At 62.8% G+C, this 18,550-nt stretch carries 16 protein-coding genes and 1 pseudogene; 9 read left to right on the top strand and 8 right to left on the bottom strand.

All coding sequences use genetic code 11. From position 1 onward, the window contains the following. Window position 1: 1 nt before the first annotated feature. Both P8014_RS13140 and ccsA read right to left on the bottom strand, forming a co-directional pair. Window positions 2–1,279: an HlyC/CorC family transporter gene (locus P8014_RS13140; protein ID WP_337817777.1), complete on the bottom strand. Its 1,278-nt coding sequence runs from the start codon at window positions 1,277–1,279 to the stop codon at window positions 2–4. A gap of 94 nt (window positions 1,280–1,373) precedes the next feature. Beyond that, window positions 1,374–2,183 carry a cytochrome c biogenesis protein CcsA gene (gene ccsA / locus P8014_RS13145; RefSeq protein ID WP_337817778.1) on the bottom strand — a complete coding sequence of 270 codons (810 nt, stop codon included), beginning with the start codon at window positions 2,181–2,183 and terminating at the stop codon, window positions 1,374–1,376. Between the two features lie 218 nt (window positions 2,184–2,401). Here ccsA and ffh point away from each other — a divergent pair, with 218 nt between their 5' ends. The 7 genes and pseudogenes from ffh (at window position 2,402) to P8014_RS13180 (ending at window position 9,300) form a co-directional block, all read left to right on the top strand. Then, window positions 2,402–3,766 (top strand): signal recognition particle protein, encoded by a 1,365-nt coding sequence (gene ffh, locus P8014_RS13150; protein ID WP_337817779.1) that lies wholly within the window; start codon window positions 2,402–2,404, stop codon window positions 3,764–3,766. Between the two features lie 401 nt (window positions 3,767–4,167). Continuing rightward, window positions 4,168–4,422 (top strand): 30S ribosomal protein S16, encoded by a 255-nt coding sequence (gene rpsP, locus P8014_RS13155; RefSeq protein ID WP_337817780.1) that lies wholly within the window; start codon window positions 4,168–4,170, stop codon window positions 4,420–4,422. Next, the gene (rimM, locus tag P8014_RS13160) at window positions 4,419–4,940 is read left to right on the top strand and encodes a ribosome maturation factor RimM (RefSeq protein ID WP_337817821.1); all 522 of its coding nucleotides are present in this window, start codon (window positions 4,419–4,421) and stop codon (window positions 4,938–4,940) included. The genes rpsP and rimM overlap by 4 nt, the downstream gene beginning before the upstream one ends. Beyond that, window positions 4,937–5,689 (top strand): tRNA (guanosine(37)-N1)-methyltransferase TrmD, encoded by a 753-nt coding sequence (trmD, locus tag P8014_RS13165; protein ID WP_337817822.1) that lies wholly within the window; start codon window positions 4,937–4,939, stop codon window positions 5,687–5,689. The genes rimM and trmD overlap by 4 nt, the downstream gene beginning before the upstream one ends. A gap of 21 nt (window positions 5,690–5,710) precedes the next feature. Continuing rightward, window positions 5,711–6,061, top strand: coding sequence for a 50S ribosomal protein L19 (gene rplS / locus P8014_RS13170; RefSeq protein WP_337817781.1), 351 nt, complete (start codon window positions 5,711–5,713; stop codon window positions 6,059–6,061). Window positions 6,062–6,368: 307 nt separating this feature from the next. Next, window positions 6,369–8,066 carry a hypothetical protein gene (locus tag P8014_RS13175; RefSeq protein WP_337817782.1) on the top strand — a complete coding sequence of 566 codons (1,698 nt, stop codon included), beginning with the start codon at window positions 6,369–6,371 and terminating at the stop codon, window positions 8,064–8,066. A 188-nt stretch (window positions 8,067–8,254) separates the two neighbouring features. Next, window positions 8,255–9,300, top strand: a pseudogene (locus P8014_RS13180) (alkene reductase). Between the two features lie 71 nt (window positions 9,301–9,371). Here the strand turns inward: P8014_RS13180 and P8014_RS13185 are convergent. From P8014_RS13185 to P8014_RS13200, 4 genes are all read right to left on the bottom strand, one after another. Next, entirely contained in the window at window positions 9,372–10,481 is a 1,110-nt protein-coding gene (locus P8014_RS13185) for a TRAP transporter substrate-binding protein (protein ID WP_337817783.1), read from the bottom strand. Between the two features lie 168 nt (window positions 10,482–10,649). Then, window positions 10,650–11,951 carry a TRAP transporter large permease subunit gene (locus tag P8014_RS13190; RefSeq protein WP_337817784.1) on the bottom strand — a complete coding sequence of 434 codons (1,302 nt, stop codon included), beginning with the start codon at window positions 11,949–11,951 and terminating at the stop codon, window positions 10,650–10,652. Continuing rightward, window positions 11,927–12,412, bottom strand: coding sequence for a TRAP transporter small permease subunit (locus P8014_RS13195; protein WP_337817785.1), 486 nt, complete (start codon window positions 12,410–12,412; stop codon window positions 11,927–11,929). The genes P8014_RS13190 and P8014_RS13195 overlap by 25 nt, the downstream gene beginning before the upstream one ends. Before the next feature lie 127 nt (window positions 12,413–12,539). Next, the gene (locus P8014_RS13200; RefSeq protein WP_337817786.1) at window positions 12,540–13,598 is read right to left on the bottom strand and encodes a GGDEF domain-containing protein; all 1,059 of its coding nucleotides are present in this window, start codon (window positions 13,596–13,598) and stop codon (window positions 12,540–12,542) included. Between the two features lie 322 nt (window positions 13,599–13,920). Here P8014_RS13200 and htpG point away from each other — a divergent pair, with 322 nt between their 5' ends. Next, on the top strand, window positions 13,921–15,810 hold the full coding sequence (gene htpG / locus P8014_RS13205; RefSeq protein ID WP_337817787.1) for a molecular chaperone HtpG: 1,890 nt from the start codon (window positions 13,921–13,923) through the stop codon (window positions 15,808–15,810). Window positions 15,811–15,890: 80 nt separating this feature from the next. On the opposite strand, the gene P8014_RS13210 is transcribed toward htpG, so the two are convergent. Then, window positions 15,891–17,234 (bottom strand): nicotinate phosphoribosyltransferase, encoded by a 1,344-nt coding sequence (locus P8014_RS13210; protein ID WP_337817788.1) that lies wholly within the window; start codon window positions 17,232–17,234, stop codon window positions 15,891–15,893. Beyond that, window positions 17,231–17,812: a nicotinamidase gene (locus P8014_RS13215; RefSeq protein WP_337817789.1), complete on the bottom strand. Its 582-nt coding sequence runs from the start codon at window positions 17,810–17,812 to the stop codon at window positions 17,231–17,233. Before P8014_RS13215 ends, P8014_RS13210 begins: the two co-directional genes overlap by 4 nt. 149 nt (window positions 17,813–17,961) lie before the next feature. On the opposite strand from P8014_RS13215, the gene P8014_RS13220 reads away from it, so the two are divergent. After that, the gene (locus P8014_RS13220; protein WP_337817790.1) at window positions 17,962–18,528 is read left to right on the top strand and encodes a TetR/AcrR family transcriptional regulator; all 567 of its coding nucleotides are present in this window, start codon (window positions 17,962–17,964) and stop codon (window positions 18,526–18,528) included. Window positions 18,529–18,550 lie beyond the last annotated feature (22 nt).

Here is an 18,550-nt window from a genome sequence, read left to right on the forward strand (position 1 = left end):
CTCAGGGATTGGGCTTGCGCTGCGGCAGCCGTTGCCGGGCGCGTACGGTGCGCACGGCGTTGTTCTTGGTCTGCACGATTTCCATCGGATAACCGTTGATCAGCACGCTGGTGCCTGGCTCGGGGATCATCTCGAGATATTCGAGTAGCAGGCCGTTCAGTGTGCGTGGGCCACGTGTCGGCAGTCGCCAACCTAGGGTTCGGTTGATTTCCCGGATATGCGTGGAGCCGTCGATCATGAAGCTGCCGTCGGCCTGCGGATGGATGTCGCGACTGTGGGCGGTGGGGTCGGTGGTGAACTCGCCGACGACTTCCTCAAGCAGGTCCTCAAGGGTGACGAGGCCCTGGATGTCGCCGTACTCGTCGACGACTAGGCCGATGCGGCGGCGTTCCGACTGGAAGTTGAGCAATTGCTGGTTCAGCGAGGTGCCTTCGGGGATGAAGTACGGCGGGCGCAGCTCGGTCTCCAGCGTCTCGCGGTCCAATCGCCCGCTCTGCGCCAGGGCGAAGACATGCCGTATATGGATGATACCGATGATTCGGTCGATGTCGCCATGGTAGACGGGTAGGCGCGTATAGGAGGTGTGTGACAGCTGTTCGATGATTTCGTCCCAGGGCTCGTCGAGATCGATGCCGACGATCTCGTTGCGCGGCACCATGATGTCTTCCACGGTGGCCTTGTCCAGGTCCAGCAGGCCGAGCAGCATTTTCTGGTGGCGTCTGGGGATGAGGCCGCCGGCCTGGTTGACCACGCTGCGTAATTCCTCTCGGCTCATCGGCTGGGCTTCGGTATCGTCCGCCGAAACGCCGATGAGGCGCAGGATCGAGTTCGCCATCAGATTGACCAGCCAGACCAGCGGATACACCGCGATGAGCAGGGGAACGTAGACGAAGGCGGCGGGGAAAGCGACACGTTCGGCATGCAGGGCGGCGAGAGTCTTGGGCGCGACTTCGGCGAAGATCAGCAGTCCGAATGTGAGCACACCGGTAGCGATGGCGATACCGGCCTCGCCGAACAGGGTGTAGCCGATGTAGGTGGCCAACTGCGTGATCAGGATGTTGGTCAGGTTGTTGCCGAGCAGGATCAGGCCGATCAGGCGATCTGGCTTGCTCAACAGACGTTGTGCGCGGATGGCTCCCGGATGCCCGCTTTCGGCCAGATGGCGCAGGCGGTAACGGTTGAGCGACATGAGCGCGGTTTCCGTTCCCGAGAAAAAGGAGGAAACCAGCACGAGCAGTATTAGCAGCAGGCCGAACAGGCCTAAATGGGTGTCGTCCAAGAGGTGTTTCGTTGCGTAACCGGAGTGTGGATCATTACACGGGCGGGTCGCTGCGGTGTCAAGCGGCCGACCTCCGGTGGCGGTGGTGTTCGGCTCAGCTTCCGGCTGCGAGCACAGCGAACAGCCGGGCGCTGAGATAGGCGACGAGCAGGATGGCGAAGCCGGTGAGCGTCCAGCGAATGGCGATCCGTCCACGCCAGCCGAAGCGCCAGCGCCCGATGAGCAGCGTACCGAATACCACCCAGGAGCTGATGAACAGCAGGGTGCGCTGCGGCGCGGCCATGGTGAAGAACTGATTGATGAAGGTGAGTCCGGTGACCAGCGCCGCGGTTAGCAGCACGAAGCCCAGAGCAATGGTCTGGAACAGCAGGCTTTCGGTGTGCTGCAGGGGCGGCAGTGCCCGCAACAGTCCGCCTGGGCGGTGGGTGCGCAGGCGGCGATCCTGGTACCAGAGCAAACCTGCCTGCAAGGCGGCGATTACGAACAGGCTGGAAGCCAGCAGCGAAATGAACACGTGTATGGCGAGCACCTTGCCGCCGGACTGAGGCAGGATGCGTTCGCCGGGAAAGATCAACTCGACGGCGATGGTCAGCGCGGCGAAAGGCAGCAGAATCAGCCCCAGTCCCTCCACGGGACGCGAGTGCAGGGCGATCAATACCATCAGCGCCACTACCCAGCCGACCAGCGACAGCGCATGCGTAATGCCCAGGCTCAAGCCTCCTGGCGTGACGATATTGGTGTACAGCGCGATACCGTGCAGTATCAGTGCGACAATCCAGAGCACGGCGATGTTGCGTCCACAGCCGACCGCGTCGCCGACGACGCGGGTACGGAGGCGGCGCCAGATCTGCAGGGTGCAGACCAGGTAGAGCATGATGGCGAGGAGGCTGGATGCGAGCTGCATGATTCGGAGTGGCTGGACATCGGTTGGACTGCTCATGATTGCATATAGCTGGAGGTCTGACCACCGGGGTTTGCCGGACCTGCGAACGGTTAGCCGCCACGTTCGCGTGTGGCGTCAATCAGTGGCTAGGGCGGAGTGGGGTCCGTGCGTTGTGCTCGGGACTCGGTTGGCGCTGCCGCGTATAATGGTGGTCCAATTCAAGTACTCGTGGACGGAACATGTTCGAAGGTCTCAGCGGTCGCCTTGCATCGACGGTCAAGCGCCTGCGCGGTCAGGCACGGTTGACCGAAGAGAACATTCAGGATGCTCTGCGCGAAGTGCGCATGGCGTTGCTGGAGGCTGATGTCGCGTTGCCGGTGGTCAGGGATTTCGTCGCACGGGTGCGTGAGCGTGCCGTCGGCCAGGAAGTCGTCCGCAGCCTGACGCCCGGGCAGGCGTTCATCAAGGTGGTCAACGACGAACTCGTGGCCATCATGGGCGAGGTCAATGAGGAACTGGCGCTCAACGTGCAGCCGCCTGCAGTTGTGCTGATGGCCGGTCTGCAGGGCGCGGGCAAGACCACGACTGTGGGCAAGCTGGCGCGCTGGCTCAAGAACGAGCGCAAGAAGTCGGTCATGGTGGTGAGTTGCGACGTCTACCGCCCTGCCGCCATCCAGCAGTTGGAAACTCTGGCGCGCGAAGTCGAAGTCGATTTCTTCCCCAGCAGCGGCGAGCAGGATCCAGTGGACATCGCCAAGGCGGCGATCGAGCATGCGCGGCGCCAGCACAAAGACGTGTTACTGGTCGACACGGCCGGTCGCCTACACATCGACGTCGAAATGATGGCCGAGATTCAGCGCATCCACGGTGCGGTGAATCCGGCCGAGACCTTGTTTGTGGTCGACAGCATGACCGGTCAGGACGCCGCCAATACCGCGCGCGCCTTTGATGAAGCGCTGCCGCTGACCGGCGTCGTTCTGACCAAGGCGGATGGCGACGCCCGCGGCGGTGCGGCGTTGTCCGTGCGCAGCATCACCGGCAAGCCGATCAAGTTCATTGGCGTCGGAGAGAAGACCCGAGCACTGGAACCGTTCTACCCCGACCGTATCGCCTCGCGCATTCTCGGTATGGGTGACGTGGTGTCGCTGGTCGAGGAGGCGCAGCGCAGCGTCGACCAGGAAAAGGCCGAGAAGCTGGCGCGCAAGGTCAAGAAGGGGAAGGGCTTCGATCTGGCGGATCTGCGTGACCAGTTGGAGCAGATGAACAAGATGGGCGGTGTCGCGGGACTGCTGGACAAGATTCCCGGAGCTGGTCAGATTCCCGACGCGGTGAAGAACCAGGCGCACGATGGGCAGGTGCGACGGATGTTGGCGATCATCGATTCGATGACGCCGCACGAGCGCCGTTTCCCCGATATCATCAAGGGCTCGCGCAAGCGCCGTATCGCGGCCGGTTCCGGCACCGAGGTGCAGGATGTCAATCGTCTGCTCAAGCAGCATCTGCAGATGAGCAAGATGATGAAGAAGTTCTCCAAGGGTGGGATGAGCAAGATGATGCGGGCGTTGAAGAGTGGAGGGATGCCTCCGGGCGGCATGCCCTTCTGAGGAGGCGTTTCGGACTCGCCCGGTTTTGACGTTCGGCCCCCTGATCGCTTGCCTCGCGGGCGAGCGCCTGAGCGGGGATGGCCGGCAGGACGCCGGTCAAGCAGCCCGTCGCCGAGATTGGTGGATGCCTCTTTATTCGCTGGATGCGATGCGCACTAGTTCATGCGGCGAGGTGTGTACAATGAACATGCCGACACGCTCCGCGTGTAGAATGTGTGCCGTCGGCGAGGGCTTGATCGACACGCCAACATAATAGTTCCGCTGGCACTCCAATCCCTCTACCGCTAAACTCTTCCCTTTTGCCGCAATTCGCGTACAATTGCCGGCCCGAAAGCAGGGACGGGGCGCTATTGCCGTACCCGTCGAACCAGACAGCTTCAAGGCTTCAGGACAAGCAAAACATGGTGACTATTCGACTGGCCCGAGGCGGGGCCAAGAAGCGACCGTTCTATCACATCGTGGTGACCGATTCGCGTCAGCGCCGAGATTCCGGCTATATCGAGCGTTTGGGTTACTTCAACCCCGTCGCACGTGGCCAGGAAACGCGCCTGCACGTTGATTCCGCGCGCATCGAGCATTGGCTCGGCAATGGCGCGGCAACCAGCGAGCGCGTCGCGAAGCTGCTCAAGGAGGCCGGCAAGGCCGCTGCCGCCTGAACCGCGGGAGATTCGCGGTGCAGGATCGGGTAGGCATGGGGCGAGTCACCGGCGCATTTGGCGTGCAGGGCTGGCTCAAGGTGTTTTCCGATACGGCGCCGCCCGAGGCTTTGTTTGACTATTCGCCCTGGCTTTTGAAGCTGGGAGGCGAATGGAAGGCCCACAAGCTGCTCGAAGGCAAGGTGCATGGCAAGGGGCTGATCGTACACCTCCAGGGTGTCGACGATCGTGATCAGGCCGAGTTGTTGCACGGCGCCGAGATCGCCATCGAGCGCGAGCAGTTGGAACCGTTGGAAGAAGGCGAGTACTACTGGGCGGATCTGATCGGCCTGCGCGTGGTGACTACGCAGGGCGTTGAGTTCGGATGCATCGAACGCCTGCTGGAAACGGGCGCGAACGATGTGCTGGTGGTGCGGGGTGATCGGGAGCGGTTGATTCCCTACCTGCAGCCCGAGGTGGTCACGTCGATCGATCTGGAGGCAGGAGTGCTGCAGGTCGATTGGGATCCGGAGTTCTGACGTACGTGCGGATCGACGTCGTCAGCCTGTTTCCCGAACTGGTATCGGCGGTTGCCGCCTGTGGAGTGACCGGCCGTGCAGTGGAACGCGGCCTGTTGGAGTTGGGGATGTGGAATCCCCGTGACTACACGGCGGATCGGCATCGCACGGTAGACGACCGGCCCTATGGCGGTGGTCCCGGCATGCTGATGAAGGTCGATCCGGTGCGCCAGGCGCTGCATGCGGCGCGGGCGGCCGGGGGCGGCAAGGTGATCTACCTCAGCCCGCAAGGCCGCAGGCTGGACCAGGCCGCGGTGCGGAGTTTCGCGGCTGGCGGCAACCTGGTGTTGCTGGCGGGGCGCTACGAGGGGATCGACGAGCGTCTGGTGATGCTCGAGGTGGACGAGGAGTGGTCGATCGGTGACTACGTCCTGAGCGGCGGTGAACTCGCCGCGATGGTCGTCATCGACGCTGTCGCCCGTCTGCTGCCGGGAGCGTTGGGTGATGCGGATTCGGCCGAGCAGGACTCCTTCATGGAAGGCCTGCTGGATTGTCCGCACTACACGCGCCCGGAACAGGTTGACGGCCTGCAGGTGCCGGCGGTGCTGCGCGAAGGCAATCACGCCGAAATTGCGCGGTGGCGGCGCAAGCAGGCTTTGGGACGAACGCTCGAGCGGCGTCCGGATTTGCTTCAGGGCCTGGACCTGAGCGATGAGGACAGGCGCTTGTTGGACGAATATCAGGCCGAGCGGCAGGCCAAAGCGCCGTAGGTTCAACCGAGGATTGGAGTTATGAACGAAATCATCAAGGCGCTCGAAGCCGAGCAGATGCAGAAGGAAGTGCCCGCTTTCGCCCCGGGCGACACCGTCATCGTGCAGGTGAAGGTCAAGGAAGGCAGCCGCGAACGCTTGCAGGCCTTCGAGGGCGTGGTTATCGGCAAACGCAACCGCGGCCTGAACTCCGCATTCACCGTGCGCAAGCTGTCGCACGGCGAAGGCGTGGAGCGCGTATTCCAGACCTACAGCCCGAACGTCGCGGAGATTACCGTCAAGCGCCGTGGCGATGTGCGTCGCGCCAAGCTGTACTATCTGCGTGGTCGTACCGGCAAGGCTGCCCGCATCAAGGAAAAGCTCAAGGGTTGAGCTTTTCCCGCCTACGCCGCGCGGTGCAAGCGCGGCGCAGGCTTGTGTATTTCGCATCCCCGTTTTTCGCCCGCGTTCAGCCACACCGGCAACCGGCCGAATGTGCAGGCATCAATCCACTGCGGAGTTCATGCCGCCGATGCGCCGAATGGTCCGGAGAGCTTTCTGGTCTTATGCCGTAACGGCTCTGTTGGCCGCTATCCTCTGGGCGATTTCGGGTACCTGTGCCCCCGCGCTCGCCGCTTCGTCTCAGCAGCAATCATCTCCTGTGGCTGCGGTCCCGGCCGCTTCGCGCAAAGACGCCACTATGGCGAGCCGCTTCATACAGGCTGGTGCGTACACTCTGGCACTGCGTCTCGCCGACACCCAGCAGCCCCCCTATGCGAAGGATCCCGCTGGTTGGGTACGCTGGGAACGCGTGCGGTTGCAGGCTCTGCAAGGTCGGCATGCCTGGAAAGCGATCGCTAAACGGATCGCCGCTTTGCCCAAAGCGCTCAAACCGGCATGGAGAGCTGAGTTCACTACGCTGGGTGTCCGGGCTGAACTGGCCCAGTCGCATGGCGTCCGCGCCCGCCGCTTGTTGCGTTCGCTGTTGTGGCGGGGCAATACGATTCCGGATGCCGGACAGCTTCGTCTGTGGCGCCGAATGTTGATCGAGTCGTATCTGGATGCCGGGCAGCTTGAGGATGCTCGTCTGGCCCTGCTCAATTATCAACTCGACTACACGCCGCGGAGTGGTAAGGAGCGCGCCGTGCTGGCGCGCGTGTGGCTGCGCGTGAACGAACCCAAGCGCGCGCTGGAGCTGCTGAGTGCGAAGTTGCAGCCAGATACGGATTGGCTTTATTGGCTGGCCTCGCTGAGGGCTGGCACCATGACCGCCAGAACTGTGATCAAGCAGGCTGTCAGGGCGGCGGGAGGTAAGGGCTTAAGCCAGGAACGTGCGGCGCTGCTGTGGGGCGTGGTGGCGAGTGCGGCTCTGAAGCAGCACGATTGGACGACCGCAATCGACGCGCTGGAACACTATCTTGCGCTTGCGCCGCAATTACCGCTGACGCCGTTGCTGCCCTTCGATGGTGACACGCTATGGCATGCCTACCACGCCTACGGTATGCAGGCGGGGAATCGGGCCAAGCTGCTGGTGGGGGACGACATGGCCTGGGAGGACGCCGCCAAACAGGCGCGCAAGAACGGCCACGAGGTGTTGTCGCGCGCCTACAACGCGACCCTGGCGCAGATCGGACAGTCACCGAAGTCGCGCAGCATCGGTTATCGCTGGCTGGGCGCTTCAGCGCTGGGTCTGCCGCACGGCAAACGGCTGCTGGACCGTTTGTTCCTGAGTGCACCCAAGCAGTTTGCGACAAGCGCCGATATCCCGGTGGTCATCCGCCTGGTGCTGGCCAACGATGCCGTCGATCGTGGCGATCTGAGCTTGGCGGCACGTCTGATGGAGGGTTTGAACAAGGTCCCGAGTGGCGAGGATCCTTACCTGTGGTCGCTGCGGCTGGCGCGCGTGCTGGTGTTGGGCGGGCGTGCCGAGGCGGGCGTCAAGCGTCTGCACAAGCTGATCGGACAGCAGAAGTCCTTTGACCGCAAGCAGGCCGACCAGCTCATGCAGGTACTTTTCGACCTGCAATCAACCAAACAGAATGCAGCGGCGCTCGGCCTGTTCGAGGAACTTTATCCGAAGCTTGCGCAGGCCCAGTTGCAGCGTGAGGTGTTGTTCTGGGAAGCTCAGTCCTGCGAGGCTCTGGGGCAGGAGGCGCGTGCCGCCGGCCTGTACATGCAGTCTGCGCTGTTGCTCGATGGCAAGGCATACGGTCCATGGGGCATGACTGCCCGCTACAACGCGGCACTGGCCATGAACAAGGCCGGTATGACGGCCGGTGCGATGCGCGTGCTGCAGGATCTGCTCGCGCATACCAAGGACGCCGCGAGGGCTTCAGTGCTCAAGCGGAAACTGGCGGAGCTGAGACGCCTGCCTGTGCAAGCGCCGCAGGCAAACTGAAAGTCCCGTCAAGGCGCAGTCTGCTGCGCTGTCTGATCTCCCACCTGCGGCGCTTCTTCACGGGCGTTTCGGGATGAGGCCGGTTCGAACCGGCCGTTTCTGATCCTGTCTAAACCCTGCACACTGAAAAGGAGGTCGTTGTGTCCGACACAAAGAGTCTGTTGTTTCGGAGTTTTGAACTCGGGGCGATGCATCTGCCCAATCGCGTGGTGATGGCGCCGTTGACGCGTAATCGCGCCGGAGCAGGGCTGGTCCCCAACGAACTGACGCTCGAGTACTACCGGCAACGTGCAACTGCCGGTCTGATCATCGCCGAAGCGACTCAAATCCGGCCGGATGGCCAAGGCTATCTCGACACCCCCGGCATCCACAGCGAGGAGCAGGTCGAGGCCTGGAGGAAAGTGACCGATGCGGTGCATACCGCCGGCGGTCACATTGTGTTGCAGCTCTGGCACGTGGGACGTATTTCGCACGTGTCGTTGCAGCCGGGTGGGCAGGCTCCGGTAGCGCCTTCGGCCTTGCGCGCCGAAGCACAGACCTTCGTCGCCGAAGGTATGGTGGACGTTTCCGAGCCCCGGGCGCTCGATTTGGATGAAATCCCTCAGCTCGTGGAGGACTATCGCAAAGCTGCGGCGAACGCCGTCAGGGCCGGTTTCGATGCGGTCGAAGTGCATGCCGCGAACGGTTATCTACTCGACCAGTTCCTGCGCGACGGCGCCAATCGTCGCACCGACGCCTACGGCGGTTCCATCGAGAATCGGGCGCGCCTGTTGAACGAGGTCATGGCAGCCTGTTGCGAGGAAATTGGTTCGAGTCGCGTCGGCGTTCGCTTGTCACCGGTGTCGCCGTTCAACGATCTGGTCGACAGCGATCCGCAGCCTCTGTTCGACGACGTAGTCGAATCGTTGAACTCTCTGTCCCCGCTGTACATACACGTCATCAAGGCGCTACCGGCGGCGACCGCGAGATAGAGCCCGGTTTCGATTTCAATGCGCTGCGACGCGCTTTCAAGGGCGCCTACATCGCCAATAACGGTTACGACAAGGCGCTCGCAGAGGCTGCGCTGGAAACCGGAGATGCGGATCTGATCGCCTTCGGGCGTCCGTTCGTGGCCAATCCCGATCTGGTCCGGCGCTATGCGCTGGATGCACCACTCAACGCGTCGAATCCTGAAACCTTGTACGGAGGCGGTGCCGAGGGTTACACCGACTATCCAGCGTTGCCGGAGGGCTGAAAGCCTGTTCCGGCGTAGCCCATGAAAAAGCCCGCCGGCGGGATGCGCCGGCGGGCTCGCAGGAGCCACGCTTAGAGCGCGGAATCCGGTACCTGCGGGAAGGCGAAGCTCGCGAAACCCTGTTCGGCCACGTTGAACCACGCGTATTCCATGTCGCGGTATTTCTTCCAGTGGGGGTAGATTTTCTTCCACACCGGGTCCTTGCTGGCCAGATCGTCATAGATCTCGAAGGCGTTCTTCTGCGCGGCCTGCATGATGTCATTCGGGAACTTATGCAGTTTCACGCCGGCGGCGAGCAGTTCCTTCAGCGCCTTCGGATTCACCGAGTCATAGTGCGCCATCATGCGTACGTTGGTTTCCGCAGCAGCAGTCTGGACGGCTGCCTTGTATTCCTTGGGCAGCTTGTCCCAGCGCGACTTGTTGATCATCAGCGAGAACTGGGTGGACGGTTCCCACCAGGATGGGAAGTAGTAGTTCTTCGCCACGCGGTAGAAACCGAGCTTCTTGTCGTCGTATGGCCCGATCCACTCGGTGGCGTCGATCACGCCACGTTCCAGCGCGGGGTAGATCTCGGCGCCGGCCAGGGTCTGCACGTTGACGCCCAGCTTGGCCATGACCTTGCCGCCGAAGCCCGGGATGCGCATTTTAAGGCCGTTGAGCGAATGTAGTCCTTCCAGCGGCTTGCGGAACCAGCCGCCCATTTGCGTGCCGGTGTTGCCAGCGGGTATGGACACGATGTTGAACTGGGAAAAGACTTCCTTGTTCAGCAGCTCGTTGCCGCCGCCGTAGGTCTGCCAGGAGTTCTGCTGACGGTAGGTCATGCCGAAGGGCAGGGTGGTGTCGAAGGCCAGCGACGGCATCTTGCCGATGTAATAGTACGAGCAGGTGTGGCCCATTTCGACGGTGTTCTGCTGCACGGCGTCCAGCACCTGTAGACCGCCGACGATTTCGCCGCCCGCGTAGACGTGGATCTGGAAGCGGCCACCGGTCAGTTCGCCGACGCGCTCGGCGAAGGCTTTGACGCCGCCGTATACGGTGTCGAGACTGATCGGCCAGCTGGCCGCCAGGCGCCAGCGCAGGCGCGGTGAATTGGTTTCGGCAAAGGCTCCGGGCGCTGCCATCGTGGCGGCTCCGGCTGCCAGGCCGGCGGAGGTCCCCTTCAAGAATTCACGACGTTTCATCTTGCTCTCTCCATGTGGAAGTTACATCGCCGGAGCGATGTCGTAGCCGGGCTTGCATGGCGCAGTGCGTTCTGCCTGCCCGTCGAGGTGCGTGCCTCGAATGAGGTTGGCGGAACGCTCCGCCCAGGGCGGTCCGCCGATGCCTTTAATTCTAGTGGTTGTGAAGCCCTATGAGCTGCCTGCCAGCACGTGCACGATATGCGGATAGAAGATGAGCACGGCGAGTCCGATCGTCTGGATGACGATGAACGGGATGACGCCCTTGTACATCTCTGCCGTGCTCACGCTGGATGGCGTCACGCCGCGCAGGTAGAACAGCGAGAACCCGAACGGCGGAGTCAGGAACGAGGTCTGCAGGTTCATGCCCAGCATGACGCCGAACCACACCATGTCCACGCCGAGGCTTGCGGCCGTCGGTGCCAGCAACGGCAGTACGATGAAGGCGATTTCGAAGAAATCGATGAAGAAGCCGAGGATGAAGACCACCAAGTTGGCGACGAGCAGAAAGCCGAGCTGGCCGCCGGGAATACTGGTCAGGAAGCTGTCGACCCAGACGTCGCCGTCGAAGCCGCGGAACACCAGGCTGAAGAAGCGTGAGCCGACCAGGATGAACAGTACCATCGAGCTGAGTTTGACGGTGACGTTCAGGCTGCCGGTGATCTGATTGAACTTGAAGCGCCCGCTGAACAGCGACAGGAGGATGGCGCCGACCGCACCGAAGGCGCCGGCTTCGGTCGGCGTGGCTACGCCGGCGAAGATCGAGCCAAGCACCACGATGATCAGGGCCAGCGGCGGAATCATGACCAGTACGATACGGCGCATGAGGAGCGCCAGATCCTGCGGACGTTCTTCGGGCGGCAGCGCCGGCGCGGCGCTGGGCTTGAGAATCGCCACGCCGATGGCGTACAGCGCGTACATGCTGGCGAGCATCAGGCCGGGCAACAGCGAGCCGACGAACAGCGAGCCGACGGACACGCCGAGCTGGTCGCCCAGGACGATGAGCACCACGCTGGGCGGGATGATCTGGCCCAGGGTACCTGAGGCCGCGATGATGCCGGTGGAGAGCTTGCCGTCGTAACCGTAGCGCAGCATGACCGGCAGCGCGATCATGCCCATCGCCACCACGGTCGCACCGACCACGCCGGTGGCCGCCGCCAGCAGGGTGCCGACCACCACCACGGACAGAGCAAGGCCGCCGCGCAGTGGACCGAAGAGCTGCCCCATGGTCTTGAGCAGGTCCTCGGCCAAGCCTGACTTTTCTAACATTGTCCCCATAAATATGAAGAACGGCACGGCGAGCAGCGTGTAGTTCTCCATGACTCCGAAGACGCGCTGCGGCAGCGCTTGCATCAGATTCAGGTCGAAGAAGCCCATGCCGATGCCAAGAGGGATGAACAGCAGGGCCGTGCCGCCCAGCGCGAAGGCGACCGGGTAGCCCGAGAAAATCAGAAATAGGAGGACCAGGAGCATGACAGTGCGAAAGCGATGGGAATGACCGTCTTGATCGGATAGCGAGCCAGGCCGCCGGGATTCGGGGACACCTCATGAAGCTTCCAGGAGAATTCCACCCAGGGCAGTGACAGGTACAGCACCATGATCGAAAACGGCAGCAGGAACAGAACGGTGCCGAGCAGTTCGATCCAGGCCTGTCCCTTGGCCGAGAGCCGCCCGTACATGATGTCCACGCGGACATGGGCATTGTGCTTGAGGGTATAGGCGGCGCCAAGCATGAACATCGCCCCGAACAGGTACCACTGGGCTTCCAGATAGGCGTTGGACGACAGATTGCGGCCGATGAAGCTGCCCAGATAGCGGACCGTGGCGTTGTACACGCCGATGAGGATCATGATCATGGCGAACACATACATCAACCGGCCGACTTGCTCATTCAGCCAGTCGATGGCGTCCGCGAGTTTCAGCAAAGCGCGCATCGCAAGTCCCCTCTCATGGTCGCGTCTCCCCGAAAAAGTGCAGCATCATAGCCAAGCGTGTCAGTGGGGGCAAAGTTAATCTTAGCGCTCAGGCAACATAGCCGCAGAGTGCGGCGGCCTTGTGATTTCAGGCGATTTCCGTCGAGGGAGTTTCGAGAATGGGGTGCGCGGCAGTCTGAGGAGTCTCCTGTTCGACGCGATTGCGGCCGCCGTCCTTGGCGGCGTAAAGCGCTTCGTCGGCACGCTGCACGAGGCTATGCGGCGTGTCGTCAGTACGATGGAAAGCGACTCCGAAACTGGCTGTCGGATGTGTCCCCTGGCCACCGGGGATGCGCAAGCGGGCGATGTGGCTGCGCATGCGCTCGGCGACCTGCACGGCACGCATGTCGCCCAGTTCGGGGGCGATGACCAGGAATTCCTCGCCGCCCCAGCGGGCCAGGTGGTCGGTAACGCGCAGTTGCTCCCCGACGATGCGCGTCACGGTGCGCAGCAGAGCGTCGCCTACCGCATGTCCGTTGACGTCGTTGACGCGCTTGAAATAATCCAGATCGAACAGGATTACCGACAGTGGGTGGTCATGGCGGCTGGCGCGGGCGATTTCCTGGGATAGGAGTTCCTCGCCGCGGCGGCGGTTGGCGATGCCGGTCAGCGGATCGGTCAGGGCCAGGCGCTGCATGGCGCTGAGCTGAGGTCGCAGCTGAGCCAGGGCGTAGTGCACGGCGATGTAGATCAGGCAGGCGAAGTAGAACTGGGCCACGTAGTTGATGGTAAGCCAGAACCGGTGTCCCTCCAGCTTCAGCAGTAGATGCAGGTTCACGGCCAGTAGCAGCAGCATGATGGTGTAGAGGCCGGCGCAGAGGTACAGTGCGTAGCGTGGTTTCCAGCCGACGAAGGCGATCAGGAAGGCAACGAAGAACCAGTAGGTGAACTCGTTGAAGTGGCCGTACACGGGCAGGAAGCTGTGCAACTGGGCCTGCAGTGTGCTCAGCAGGTACCCACTGAGCACCAAGAAGCCGATGCGTTCGATCCAGGACAGCACGGCGGGCTTCACCCATACGAGCAGGGCCGACAGACCTAGGGCTAGCGCGAACAGTGGCAGGAAGTAGAAATCGAACGTGACGACGTGTTGTGCCGACAGTTCCATGCCCCAGGCCAGCAGGCAGGCCATGGCGCCCGTCGGAAGCATGATTAGGCTGAAAATGCGCCGGACGCGCTCGAAAGCATCCAGCTGGGCCAGATTTTGGCCCTTTTTGGGGGGACTGTTGCCCTTTGGACTCATCGTCAACTGAATGCCGAATGCGGGGCCGGGATTTTTGTTGCGGCCACTATATTTGTATCTCCGGTCGGCAGCATGCCATGTCGGCGTCCTTGTTTGTAGTCCAAAAGGAGTCATCGGCCGGGACTAATCGGATGATGGCTTGAATTTTCGCGTGTGCCCCCCCAGTTTTCGCTTGCTTCCGCATTAAGGAACCTGCGCGTTCCGCGAACATGATCTATCAGGAGAGGGCATGACTACGCACAAGGAAACCCTGGAATTCCAGGCCGAGGTGAATCAGCTGCTCAAGCTGATGATTCATTCGCTGTATTCGAACAAGGAGATTTTTCTACGCGAGTTGATCTCCAACGCGTCGGATGCCTGCGACAAGCTGCGTTTCGAGGCATTGGGCGACGACACGCTGTTCGATGGCGACAGCGAGCTTTCGGTGGACGTCGATTTCGACGCTGAGGCCGGCACGCTGACGGTGCGGGACAACGGCATCGGTATGAGCCGCGACGAAATCGTCGCCAATATCGGCACCATCGCCAAGTCGGGCACGCGCGAGTTCTTTGAAAACCTCAGCGGCGACCAGGCCAAGGACGCCAAGCTGATCGGTCAGTTCGGCGTGGGTTTCTATTCGGCGTTCATCGTTGCCGAGCGCGTCACCCTGACCACCCGCCGCGCCGGCATGGGCGCCGAACATGGTGTGTGCTGGGAGTCCGACGGCACCGGCGCGTATACGCTGGAGACGCTAGAGGTGCCGGCACGCGGCACCGAGATCGTGCTGCACCTACGTGAGGAAGAGCGCCAGGATCTGCTCAACGCCTGGCGCCTGCGCAACATCATCACCAAGTATTCCGACCACGTGCCGCTGCCGATCCGCATGCGCAAGCAGGACGAGGAAGGCAAGCCGGGCGACGAGTGGGAGACGGTCAACAAGGCCTCCGCGCTGTGGCAGCGCTCCAAGTCCGAGATCACGGACGAGGAATACACAGCGTTCTACAAACACGTCGGCCACGATTTCGGCGATCCGCTGGCCTGGACGCACAATCGCGTCGAAGGTCGTCTGGAATACACCTCGCTGTTGTACGTGCCGGCCAAGGCGCCTTTCGACCTGTGGGACCGCGACCATCCGCACGGTGTTAAGCTCTACGTGCAGCGCGTGTTCATTATGGACGACGCCGAGCAGCTCATGCCGCGCTATCTGCGTTTCGTGCGTGGCGTGATCGATTCCAACGACCTGCCGCTCAATGTCTCGCGCGAGATCCTGCAGGGCAACCGCATCATCGACCAGATGCGCTCGGGTTCGGTCAAGAAGGTGCTGGGTCTGCTGGAGGATCTGGCGGAGAAGCAGCCGGAGAAATACCAGGAATTCTGGGACCAGTTCGGGAACGTGCTGAAGGAAGGCCCCGGCGAGGATTTCGCCAACCGCGAGCAGATCGCCAAGCTGCTGCGCTTCGCCAGCACGCACAGCGACGAGCAGACCCAGAACGTGTCGCTGGCCGACTACATCGCGCGCATGCCCGAAGGTCAGGACAAGATCTACTACATCACCGCCGATTCCTTCATCGCGGCGAAGAACAGTCCGCACCTGGAACTGCTGCGCAAGAAGGGTATCGAGGTCCTGCTGCTCAGCGACCGGGTGGACGAATGGCTGACCGCCCATCTGCAGGAGTTCGACGGCAAGTCGCTGGTGTCCGTCGCCAAGGGCGATCTCGACCTGGGCGACATCGAATCCGAGGACGAGCGCAAATCCCAGGAAGAGACTGAAAAGGCCGCCGAAGGGCTGGTCGGGCGCATCAAGACGGCGTTGGGGGAGCGGGTGAACGATGTGCGCGTATCGCACCGCCTGACCAGCTCTCCGGCCTGTATCGTGCTCGGCGAGCACGACATGGCGCTGTACATGCAGCAGTTGCTCAAGCAGGCAGGTCACGAAGTGCCTAGCACCAAGCCGGTGCTGGAGATCAATCCGGTCCATCCGATGCTGGCCCGTCTGGAGAACGAAGGCGATGAGACGCGTTTCGGCGAGTGGTCGGCGCTGTTGCTGGATCAGGCGATCCTGGCCGAGGGTGGCCAGCTAGAGGATCCGGCCGGTTTCGTGGTGCGCCTCAACCAGCTGATGCTGGCCTTGGCAGGCTGAACCTGCCGCCCCGGGGCGCATCCGTCCGGGTGATCGTTCGGTGAATAATGAAGGGCGCCCGCATGGGCGCCCTTCGTGCGTTAGGCAGCCGAATCGAGCCGGCGCGCAAGCGCGTCGAGTTCGGCGCCGATTTCGACCGGGTAGGGCGATGTCTGCGGCGCGAGTTCGCGCAGTGCGGGAGGCAGACGTCCGAGCTGCTCGAGCGCGTGGCTGCGGGACTCCTGCAGGCTCGGCAGCGGCGCGAGCAGTTCGCCGCTGCGCAGCACCGGCTGCAGCAGGGGCTCACCCTGTACCGGAGCATTTTCCAGCGTGATGCAGTCCCCGGCCATGAACCCCTTGGCGTCGTGGCGGCGGTAGACCTGCTTGCGGCCCGGCCAGGTCGCTTTGCCTTCGGAGAGTTTGCGTCGCGCACGGCCGGCGTATTCCTGCAGCTTGTAGGCGCAGTCGAGGTAGGGCACGTCGCTGGAAACGTCCATGCGCGTACCGACGCCGAAGCCGTCGATAGGCGCGCCACTGGTGCGCAGTGCCTGCACGGCGTATTCGTCCAGATTGCCGCTGGCGAAGATGGTGACCTCCCGCAGGCCTCCGGCGTCCAGAATCGCGCGCACCTCGCGCGAGAGGACGCCGAGGTCGCCGCTATCGATGCGCACGCCGCGCACCTGGATACCCGCTTCGCGCAGTCGTGCGGCTACTTCGACCACCTTGTGTGCGCCCTCGAGCGTGTCGTAGGTGTCGATCAGCAGGACGGTCTTGTCCGGGTGGACACGGGCGAAGTCCTCGAAGCCGCCCAGCTCGTCATCGTGCGCCAACACAAAGGAGTGCGCCATGGTGCCGTACAGAGGGATGCCGAATTCCTTGCCGGCGAGCACGGTGGCACTGCCTTCGAAGCCGCCTAGATAGGCGGCGCGCGCCGCCAGCATGCCGGCTTCGGCGCCGTGTGCGCGGCGCATGCCGAAATCGACCAGCAGATGATCGGCGGCGGCCAGGCGTATGCGGGCGGCTTTGGAGGCGATCAGCGTCTCGAAGTGCAGCAGGTTGATGATGCGGCTTTCGACCAGTTGCCCCAGCGGCAGGGGAGCGGTGATGCGCAGGATGGGTTCGTCGGCGAAGAACACGCTGCCTTCGGCCATGGCGTCCACGTCGCCATCGAAGCGCAGACCCGAGAGGTAGTCCAGCAGCCGGCTGTTGGCATGGCCGCTGCGCTCGAGCCAGGCTAGCTCGGCCTCGCTGAAACGCAGCTCCTGCAGGAACTCGACGACCTGCGCCAGGCCGGCGGCCAGCAGGAAACGGCGCGAATCGGGGAGTCTGCGTACGAAGAATTCGAACACGGCGGTTTCGGTCATGCCGCGTTCCAGATAGGCCTGCATCATGGTCAACTGATAGAGATCGGTCAGCAGGGGGCTGGTGGGAACGCCCTCGGTCACGGTTGGATATCCTCCACGGTGATGGTTGTTGCGCCCTTGGCGCGCATTTCGTCGATGGCGCGGGCGCCGTCTCCGGGTTCGACGTCGACGGCACGTACGGCATCGACGAGAAGTATGACTTCGAAATCGGCGGCCAGGGCGTCGCTGACGGTGTTGAGCACGCAGTAGTCGGTGGCCAGGCCGCCGATGAAGAGGCGCGTCACTCCCTGCTTGCGCAGCTGCTCAGCCAGGTCGGTGTCCTGGAAGCCCGAGTAGGCGTCGGCCTCCACGGTATCCGCCTTGGATATGATCAGCGCGTCGCCCGGCAGTTCCAGGCCGGCCGCGAAAGCGGCGCCGGGGCTGTCGGCCACGCAGTGTTCCGGCCAGGGGCCGCCCTGAGCGGCGAACGAGCAGTGTCCGGTTGGATGCCAGTCGCGGGTGGCAACGATCGGCAGGCCGGCCGCACGGAAATGCGCGACATAGCGGTTGAGCAGCGGTACGACGGCGTCGCCGTCGGCGACGCCGAGGCGTCCACCAGGCAGAAAGTCGTTTTGCACATCGACCAGAATCAGCGCGTCGTTGGCAGCGAGGCGTAGCATGGATTATCACTCCTGATGACCGGACGGCGCAGTGCGTGGGGGATATATTTCACCATAATTGCGCCAGCGCGCATGTCATGCAAGGGCTGCCACGGTCGTCGGGCGTATACTGCAAAGCCCCTGGGAGGTTTTTACGGAACGGAAAGGTCATGGGGTCGAAAGGTGACGCCAATCGCCGGCGTATCGTGGATGCGGCGGATCAACTGTTCTATCGGCAAGGTTACAACCGCACTTCGTTCAGCGATATTGCGCAGGCGGCCGAGTTGTCGCGAGGCAATTTCTATTATTACTTCAAGTCCAAGGACGAGATCCTGGAGGCGGTGATCGAGCGTCGCCGCGAGCAGTACGCCGAGATGCTGGCCGAGTGGTCCGAAAGCGAGTCGACGCCGCGTGAGCGCCTGCGCCATTTCGTCCGCATGCTGCTTGATGGGCGCAGCGAGCTGCTGCGCTACGGTTGCCCGACCGGCTCCTTGACGCTGGAGTTGGCCAAGATCCAGAGTGAGCAGCAGGATCACGCGCGCGTGCTTTTCGAGGTGTTTCGGACGTGGCTGAGGCAGCAGTTCATCACTTTGGGACACACGCAGGATGCCGACGAGCTGGCCTGCCACCTGCTTGTCATGGGACAGGGGGTCAGCCTGCTGGCCCCGGTGTATGCGGATCCCGCGTTGATCGATAGTGAGGTGACTCAGATCGATGCCTGGCTCGATGCTCTCTAGGGATGAGCTGCAAGGCGCCCGC

Source organism: Acidihalobacter sp. (genome assembly GCF_037381185.1).
In the GTDB taxonomy this organism is placed as follows: Bacteria; Pseudomonadota; Gammaproteobacteria; order DSM-5130; family Acidihalobacteraceae; genus Acidihalobacter_A.